The 8,725-nt window shown below is 72.8% G+C and carries 5 protein-coding genes; 3 read left to right on the forward strand and 2 right to left on the reverse strand.

Annotated features, from left to right (window positions below; all coding sequences use genetic code 11):
* The first annotated feature begins 148 nt into the window (after nucleotides 1–148).
* The 3 genes from ACPCUX_RS16540 to ACPCUX_RS16550 all read left to right on the forward strand — a co-directional run bounded on the left by ACPCUX_RS16540 (nucleotide 149) and on the right by ACPCUX_RS16550 (nucleotide 5,711).
* Nucleotides 149–2,278 carry a maltotransferase domain-containing protein gene (locus ACPCUX_RS16540; RefSeq protein ID WP_423389196.1) on the forward strand — a complete coding sequence of 710 codons (2,130 nt, stop codon included), beginning with the start codon at nucleotides 149–151 and terminating at the stop codon, nucleotides 2,276–2,278.
* An 80-nt stretch (nucleotides 2,279–2,358) separates the two neighbouring features.
* Complete coding sequence (treS, locus tag ACPCUX_RS16545; protein ID WP_423389199.1) at nucleotides 2,359–4,080, forward strand: maltose alpha-D-glucosyltransferase; 1,722 nt, start codon at nucleotides 2,359–2,361, stop codon at nucleotides 4,078–4,080.
* Nucleotides 4,081–4,211: 131 nt separating this feature from the next.
* The gene (locus tag ACPCUX_RS16550; RefSeq protein ID WP_423389197.1) at nucleotides 4,212–5,711 is read left to right on the forward strand and encodes an aminoglycoside phosphotransferase; all 1,500 of its coding nucleotides are present in this window, start codon (nucleotides 4,212–4,214) and stop codon (nucleotides 5,709–5,711) included.
* Nucleotides 5,712–5,809: 98 nt separating this feature from the next.
* Here the strand turns inward: ACPCUX_RS16550 and ACPCUX_RS16555 are convergent, their stop codons facing one another.
* On the reverse strand, nucleotides 5,810–7,162 hold the full coding sequence (locus tag ACPCUX_RS16555) for a cellulase family glycosylhydrolase (RefSeq protein ID WP_034656387.1): 1,353 nt from the start codon (nucleotides 7,160–7,162) through the stop codon (nucleotides 5,810–5,812).
* 105 nt (nucleotides 7,163–7,267) lie between these two features.
* Nucleotides 7,268–8,530, reverse strand: a complete 1,263-nt coding sequence (locus tag ACPCUX_RS16560) for a cellulase family glycosylhydrolase (RefSeq protein ID WP_423389198.1) — start codon at nucleotides 8,528–8,530, stop codon at nucleotides 7,268–7,270.
* Between the last annotated feature and the right edge of the window lie 195 nt (nucleotides 8,531–8,725).

Consider the following 8,725-nt stretch of genomic DNA (forward strand, 5'->3'; position numbering starts at 1 on the left):
CAGCCTGGCGCCGGTGCACACCCCCGCGCCGCAACCTGCGTGTAACGCTTGCATGAAATTTCACCCGGGTATCGTGCGCGACCCGTGCGCGACGCGCCGACCCCTCCCCCAGGTGCCTGGCCCCCGTGCCCCTCGATACGTTGTGCGTGTGACGTCGACCCCTCCGGCCCTCGCGCCGCACCGCCCCCGCGCCACCGGTGCCCCTCGCCCCCGAGGCGGCGCCCCCGCCCCCGCCCCCGCCGCACCCGTCGGACGCATCCCCGTGCTCGAGGTGTCGCCCGTCGTCGAGGGCGGCCGGTGGCCCGCCAAGGCCGTCGTCGGCGAGATGGTGCCGATCGAGGCGACCGTCTTCCGGGAGGGCCACGACGCCGTCGCCGCGACCGCCGTCCTCGTCGCGCCCGACGGCACCGAGCGCACGGCACCCATGGTCGACGTCGCCCCCGGGCTCGACCGGTTCCGCGCCACGCTCCACCCGGACGCGGTCGGCGACTGGTCGCTGCGCATCGAGGCGTGGAGCGACCCGTACGGCACGTGGGCGCACGACGCGACGGTCAAGGTCGCGGCGGGCGTCGACGTCGAGCTCATGCTCGCCGAGGGCGTGCGGCTCTTCGAGCGCGTCCTCGCCGACGCCGTCCCCCTCCCCGGGCGCGACGGCACGCCCGGCCGCCGGACCCCCGCGGACGAGCGCACGCTCGCCGACGCGCTCGCCGCGCTCGCCGACGCGACCCGCCCCGCCGAGGCCCGGCTCGTCGCCGCGACGTCGCCCGAGGTGCGCGACGTCCTGGAGCGCGCCCCGCTGCGCGACCACGTCACGGCGTCGGCCACGTACCCGCTGCGCGTCGAGCGCCCGCTCGCGCTCGCGGGCGCGTGGTACGAGATGTTCCCGCGCTCCGAGGGCGCCCGACGGCTCAAGGACGGGCGCTGGCGCTCGGGCACGTTCACCGCGGCCGCGCGCCGTCTGCCCGCGATCGCGGAGATGGGCTTCGACGTCGTCTACCTGACCCCCGTCCACCCCATCGGCACGACGCACCGCAAGGGCCGCAACAACTCCCTCACCGCGCTCCCCGGCGACCCGGGCAGCCCGTACGCCATCGGCTCGAAGGACGGCGGCCACGACGCGATCCACCCCGAGCTCGGCAGCGAGCGCACGTTCCGCGCGTTCGTCAAGGAGGCCCGGCGGCACGGGCTGGAGGTCGCGATCGACCTCGCGCTGCAGTGCTCGCCCGACCACCCGTGGGTCACCGAGCACCCCGAGTGGTTCACGACGCGCGCCGACGGCTCCATCGCCTACGCCGAGAACCCGCCGAAGAAGTACCAGGACATCTACCCGCTCAACTTCGACAACGACCCCGAGGGCATCTACGCCGAGGTGCTGCGCGTCGTGCGCGTGTGGATCGACCGCGGCGTCACCGCGTTCCGCGTCGACAACCCGCACACCAAGCCGCTGGACTTCTGGGAGTGGCTGCTCGCCGAGGTGCGCGCGACGAACCCCGAGGTCGTGTTCCTCTCCGAGGCGTTCACCAAGCCCGCGATGATGCACACCCTCGCGCGCATCGGGTTCCACCAGTCGTACACGTACTTCACGTGGCGCAACACGCGCGACGAGCTCGCGGAGTACCTCACCGAGGTCTCGGGCGAGGCCGGCGCCTACATGCGCCCGAGCTTCTGGCCCACGACCCACGACATCCTCCCGCCGTACCTCCAGCACGGCGGCGTGGCGGGCTTCGCCGTGCGCGCGGTGCTCGCCGCCCTCGGCGCCCCCACCTGGGGGATCTACTCCGGGTACGAGCTCGTCGAGAACGTGCCGCGCCCGGGCGTCGAGGAGCAGATCGACAACGAGAAGTACGAGTACAAGCCGCGCGACTGGGCGCTCGCCGACGAGATCGGCATCTCGACGCTGCTGGCGCGGCTCAACGAGATCCGCCGGGACCACCCCGCGCTGCGCCAGCTCCGCAACCTCACGGTGCACCCGACGACGAACGACCAGGTGCTCGCGTTCTCGCGCCACCTGCCGGCCGAGCACTCGCCGACCGGCGAGGCGGACACGGTCGTGGTCGTGGTGAACCTCGACCCCCACTCCCCGCAGGAGTCGAACGTGCACCTGGACCTCGCGGCCCTCGGCCTCCCCCCGCTCGCGGACGGCCAGGACCCCTGGGCGCCGTCGTTCGTCGCGCACGACGAGCTGACCGGCGAGAGCTACGGCTGGGGGCAGGACGTGTACGTGCGGCTCGAGCCGCTGCGCCAGGTCGCGCACGTCATCCACGTGAGGGCCTCGTGACGCTCCCCCGGGACGCGGCCCCGGTCCCCGTGCGGGGACCCGCCGCCGGTCCCGCTCCCGTGCCCCCGCTCACCGCGCCCGTGCCCGTCGCGGCCCTCCCGCCGCGCCGCCAGCCGGCGCCGCCCGTCGAGACGCGCCCCGGGCTGTCCGACGACCCGGACTGGTACCGCACCGCGGTGTTCTACGAGGTGATCGTCCGCGCGTTCTCCGACTCCGACGGCAGCGGGACGGGCGACCTGCGCGGGCTCATCGACCGCCTCGACTACCTCCAGTGGCTCGGCATCGACGCGCTGTGGCTGCCGCCGTTCTACCCGTCGCCCCTGCGCGACGGCGGCTACGACGTGTCCGACTACACCGCGATCGCGCCGCAGTACGGCTCGACGTCGGACTTCGCCGAGCTCGTGAGCGAGGCGCACGCGCGCGGGATGCGCGTCGTCATCGACCTCGTCATGAACCACACGAGCGACCAGCACCCGTGGTTCCAGGCGTCGCGCGCCGACCCGGAGGGCCCGTACGGCGACTTCTACGTGTGGAGCGACGACGACACGCGCTACCAGGACGCGCGCATCATCTTCGTCGACACGGAGACGTCCAACTGGACGTTCGACCCGGTGCGGCGCCAGTTCTTCTGGCACCGCTTCTTCTCCCACCAGCCCGACCTCAACTTCGAGAACCCGCGCGTCGCCGACGCGATGCTCGACGTCGCGCGGTTCTGGCTGCAGATGGGGGTCGACGGGTTCCGCCTCGACGCGGTGCCGTACCTCTACGAGGCCGAGGGCACCAACTGCGAGAACCTGCCGCAGACGCACGAGTTCCTGCGCCGGGTGCGGCGCATGGTGGACACCGAGTTCCCGGGTCGCATCCTCCTCGCCGAGGCGAACCAGTGGCCGCGCGACGTCGTGGACTACTTCGGCACCGAGGAGGAGCCGGAGTGCCACATGTGCTTCCACTTCCCCGTCATGCCGCGCATCTTCTACGCGATCCGCGACCAGCGCGCGAACCAGGTCCTGGAGATCCTCGCCGACACGCCCGACATCCCCGCGGGCGCGCAGTGGAGCACGTTCCTGCGCAACCACGACGAGCTCACGCTCGAGATGGTCTCGACGGAGGAGCGCGCGTCGATGTACGGGTGGTACGCGCCCGACCCGCGCATGCGCGCCAACGTCGGGATCCGCCGTCGGCTGGCGCCCCTGCTCGACAACTCGCGCAAGGAGGTCGAGCTCGCGCACGCGCTCCTGCTCTCGCTCCCGGGCAGCCCGTGCCTGTACTACGGCGACGAGATCGGCATGGGCGACAACATCTGGCTGCCCGACCGCGACGCCGTGCGCACCCCCATGCAGTGGACGCCCGACCGCAACGCCGGGTTCTCCACCGCGGACCCGGGCAAGGTGTACCTGCCGCTCGTGCAGTCGCTCGTGCACCACTACGGCTACGTCAACGTCGAGGCGCAGCTCGAGCAGTCGACGTCGCTGCTGCACTGGGTGCACGGCATGCTCAAGGTGCGGCGCCGCCACAAGGCGTTCGGCACGGGCGACTTCGTGGCGCTCGAGTGCGACAACGAGTCGATCCTCGCGTTCCTGCGGCGCACGCCCACGGAGACGATCCTGTGCGTGGCGAACCTCTCGGCGACCGCCCGGTCCGCGGCGGTGCACCTGCCGGGGCACGCGGGCGCGACGCTCACCGACGTGTTCGGCGGCGCGCACTTCCCGGCGGTCGGGGACGACGGGCGCGTCGTCATGACGTGGGGCTCGCGCGACTTCTACTGGCTCGTCGTCGGAGGCCTCGAGGGCACGACCCCCTGACGCCCGGCGAGATCGGGCGCGTCGTGGTCGGATGGAGGCTGCCGCCGTCGTGACCCGACGGCGGGGCCCCCGGGGCACCCCCGGGGCACGACCTGCCGACGACCCGACGACCCAGCCACAGGGAGGCGCGCATGACGCTCCGACGGACGGACCTTCCCTCCTCGGAGCTCATGACGCTCCTCGACGCGTGGCTGCCGGAGCGCCGGTGGTACCCCGTCAAGGGCGTCGCGGTGCGGCACGTGCCGTGGCTGTCGTTCGCGCTCGACGTCCCGGCGACGGCCGGTCAGGACCCGGCGCGGGCCCCGCGCGTCGTCCTCCACCTGCTGCGGCTGCTCGGGGACGGCGTCGACCTCGTCGTGCAGGTGCCGCTCGTCCTCGAGCCGGTCGACGCGGCGCCCGCGGCCCCGGGCGACGTGCGCACCCCGGGCGGCGCGACCCCGTCCGCCGGTCCGGGGCGCGCGCCCGCCACGCCGCTCGGGACGGTGCACGACGCCGGGGGCGGCGCGACCGCCGGGACGGCCTGGCTCGTGCACGACGGCGCCGCGCACCCCGCGTGCTGGGCGGCGCTCCTGGCCGTCGCCCACTGGGAGACGACCCCCGCGGCCGGGGGCGCGGGCACCGACCCGCTCGACCTCGCGGGCGGACGCGCTCTGAGCGTCGAGCAGTCGAACAGCTCGGTGCTGCTGCCCGGCGTCGCCGGCGGCACGATGCTCAAGGTCCTGCGGGCCATCGCGATCGGCCCGAACCCGGACGTGACGATCCCGCGCGCGCTCGCCGCCCAGGGGTGGGCGGGCGTGCCGCGACCGCTCGCCTGGCTCGAGGTGGGCTGGGACGCGACCGACGACCCGGCCGCTCCCGGGCACGCGCCCGACCCGGCGTCGCCCCGGTCGGCGCACCTCGCGATCCTCAGCGAGTTCGTCGACGGCGCGCGCGACGGCTTCGACCTGGCGTGCGCCTACGCCGGGCAGGGTTCCTCGTTCGCCGACCTCGCCGCCGACCTCGGCCGGGTCCTCGCCGACCTCCACGCCGCGCTCCGGCGCGCGTTCGACGCGGGCTCCCCCGTCGACGCGCGCTGGCTCGTCGCCGACCTGCGGCGCCGTTCGGACGAGGCCGTCGCGTCGTCGAGCGCGCTCGGCCGGCGCGCGACCGAGATCGCCGCGTTCTGGGACCGCACGGCAGTACGGCTCGCGTCCGTCACGCGCGTCCCCGACGCCCTCCCGCGGCTCCAGACCGTCCACGGCGACCTGCACCTCGGGCAGGTGCTGCACGCCCGCCGGTTCGGCTGGAAGGTGCTCGACTTCGAGGGCGAGCCGCTGCGGCCGGTCGCGGAGCGCACCCGCCCCGACCTCGCCCTGCGCGACGTCGCCGGGATCGTGCGCTCGTTCGACTACGCGGCCGCCGTGGGGCGCGCCCCCGACGCCGCGTGGGCCGTCCAGGCGCGCGCCGCGTTCCTCGACGCGTACGAGCGCGCGGACACCGCGGGCGTCGACCACGCGACGTCGGAGGCGCTCGTCCGGGCGCTCACGCTCGACAAGGCGCTCTACGAGGTGGTCTACGAGTCGCGCAACCGTCCCGACTGGGAGCCCATCCCCCTCGCCGCCGTGGACCGCCTCCTCGCCGGGAACACCTGACCCGTCCGCGAGGAAGGCACGGCGCCGCGAGGTCGGCGACAGGTAGGGCACGGTGGAGGCGCGGCCGTGACCACGCCTCCACCTCGCCGCCCCGGTTCCTAGCTCGCCGAGCAGTCGACGACCGGTGCCAGCACCGGAGCGTCACCACGGCCGGAGAATCCGTACGTGATGGTCCCGCCGGCCGGCACGCGCGCGTTCCACGACTCGGCGGTAACCGTCGCGGTCCCAGCGTCCACGGAGAGCGCACCGTGCCAGGTCTGCACGAGCTCGCTGCCCGCGGGCACGCGCCACGAGGTGGACCACGTCGAGACGGGCTCGCCGTCGAACTCCACCTGCACCTGGCCCTGGTACCCACCCGGCCACCGGTACTGGATCTCCAGCTCGGCCGAGCATCCGTCCGCGCGGCTCGCGAAGACCGAGGCCTCGTGCGACGTCTCGGCGATGCCGTCCCGGCCGGAGATCAGACGCTCGCCCCAAGGGGACCGAGAGACCGGGTCGAAGCCCTGGACGAGGTCCAGGTCCTCCACGCCGCCGCTGTTACCGCTCCAGGACCACCCGAACCACCCGAGGCCGAGGCGCCGCGTCTCCGCGAGGATGGTGTCCTCGTCGACGTCGTTGCCGTAGTGCGCCGGGCCGAACTCGCCGACGATCAGCGGCAGTCCCGCGTCGACGAAGTGCTCCAGGTAGTCCGTGACCACCGCGCCGTCGCCGTACACCTCGTACATGTGGACGGAGAACACGACGTTCGCGTCGGGGTCGGCGTCAAAGACCTGCTGCGCCTGGGAGTACATCGTCCGCGACCAGTCCTGGCCCCAGTTCGGGGCGTCGACGACGATCGTGTGCCCGTACCCGATGTCGCGCAGTCGCTGGACCGCGGCCGAGGTCTGCGCCGCCCACTCGTCCGCGATCGGACCGTTGCCGATCGGCTCGTTGCCGATGTTGACGAGGATCCTGTCCTCCGTCCCGGCGAGAGTCGGGTACAGGTCCTCCCAGTAGTCGACCGCGCGGTCGAGCGACACCGCCGCAGGCGCGTACTCGTCCCCGTAGCCCGTCGTGTCGTGCACCTCGAGGGCGCACACCAACCGGTTCACGTCGCACTCGCGGACGACGCGCGCGACGTCCGCGGGGTCGTTGCGGGTCCACTGGTCCCCGCTCGACAGGACGACGCGCACCGCGTTGGCACCTGTGCCCTTGATGTCCTCGAACGACTGGAACTCGTGGGTGTACCAGGTGTGGGCGTGGTTGATCCCGCGGAGGACGAGGTCGCTCCCGTCCGCCTCGACGAGCCGACCGTCGACGACGTGCAGACCATCTGTGGTCGCTTCGTCGGCGGCTGCCGGAGCGGCCAGCGCGAGCGCTCCCGGCCCGGCGAGGGCGAGCGCAGCGACGTACGCCGCGACCGACGTCGCACGGGTACGGACCTGGAGCTGTCGTGTGCTGTTGTTACTCATCGAACTCCTTCGTTCTGCGCTCACGCACGAGCGCGCTCGCAATCCGACATCGGATGGACCCTAGGATGAACCGCTTCATGCGCGTGACACGCTGCGGCGGACCGTTCAGCGGTCGGCGGACGAGCCGCGCACGACGCACGACGCGCTGTTCTCCCAGCCCCACCCGTCCCCCTCCGGGTCCGACGATGCGCTCGCGCAGTACGGGTACCCGTTGGGCGCCGTGCTCCCGCTCCCGGAGCCTCCACCGGAACCCGTGTCCGCGGAGGAGCCGCGCACGACGCACGAGGTGTTGCTCTCCCAGCCCCATCCGTCTCTGTCGGGGTCCGACGACGCGCTCGCGCAGTACGGGTACCCGTTGGGGGCCGTGCCGACTCCGCCGTCGCCACCGCCCCCGTACACGGAGGCCACGGGCGCGTTGCGGGCCTTGAGCCCGTCGGCGCCGTTGATGAACCGCTGGCCCCACGGGGTGAGCGAGCTCGCGGAGAACCCGTTCACCATGTCCAGGTACTCGACGCCGCTCCCGTTGCCGGACCACGACCAGCCGAGCATCCCGATCCCCTGGGACCGCGTGTAGCTCATGATCGTGGCCTCGTCCGGGTTCCCGTCCGAGTGGTTGTCGCCGAACTCCCCGACCATGATCGCCAGGCGTCGGCTCGTGAAGGAGTCGAGGTAGGCGCGTACCTCGGCTGCGGTGTCGAAGACGCCGTACATGTGGATCGAGAAGACCACGTTGCTGTCCGCCGCCGCGACCGTCGGGGCGTTGTCGCGCATGGTGAAGGACCAGTCCTGGCCCCAGTTCGGGGCGTCGACGACGAGCGTGTGGTCGAGTCCGGCCCCGCGCAGGGTCTGGATCGCCGCGACGGTGTCCCTGGTCCAGTTCTGGTAGCCGGAGTTGCCGAAGGGCTCGTTGCCGATGTTGATCATCACGTACCGTTCCTGGCCCCGCAGGGCCGAGGCGATGCTTGTCCAGTATCGAGCCGCGTTCGCGAGGGACCGAGCGCTGCCGTCCTCGCCGTACCCCGTGGTGTCGTGGTTCTCGAGGATGCACACGAGCTGGTTCCGCTTGCAGCGCTCGATGACGGCACTCACGTCGGAGGCCGAGCTCGTCCCGTACCGGCCGCCCGAGAGCACGACGCGCACGGTGTTCGCGCCGGCGGCGCGGATGTCTGCGAAGGACTGCGTCTGCGACGGGTACCAGGCGTGGGCGTGGTTGGCGCCGACCGGCACGAACTGGTTGCCGTTCGCGTCGTAGATGTTCCCGCCCCGGACGGAGAACCCGTCGTTCGCGGCGCTCGCCCCTTGCGCGAGCGCCGGCACGGCGAGCAGGGCGAGCACCGCGCTCAGGGCGGTGGCGAACAGTCGTCTCATCGATCTTCCTCCCGATCCGAGCGTCGTCGCCCGGTCTGCTTGGTGGACGTCGTCGTCGGGCTCTTCCGCGAGCCCTCAACCGGCCCGTCGTGGCCGAATGACACCTGCGTACTTAAACGCTTCATATCGAAGGTAGCGCACTCTCGAGGTAAATTCCAGGCGTCTTTCGTCCGTTTCGGCGCCCCTCCGCGACGT

It is taken from the genome of Cellulosimicrobium sp. AB352 (assembly GCF_049538415.1).
Taxonomy (GTDB): domain Bacteria; phylum Actinomycetota; class Actinomycetes; order Actinomycetales; family Cellulomonadaceae; genus Cellulosimicrobium; species Cellulosimicrobium funkei.

Coding starts and splice junctions, on each gene's coding strand:
- ACPCUX_RS16560 (WP_423389198.1), bottom strand. CDS start 8,530: ATGAGACGACTGTTCGCCACCGCCCTGAGCGCGGTGCTCGCCCTGCTC.
- ACPCUX_RS16550 (WP_423389197.1), top strand. CDS start 4,212: ATGACGCTCCGACGGACGGACCTTCCCTCCTCGGAGCTCATGACGCTC.
- ACPCUX_RS16555 (WP_034656387.1), bottom strand. CDS start 7,162: ATGAGTAACAACAGCACACGACAGCTCCAGGTCCGTACCCGTGCGACG.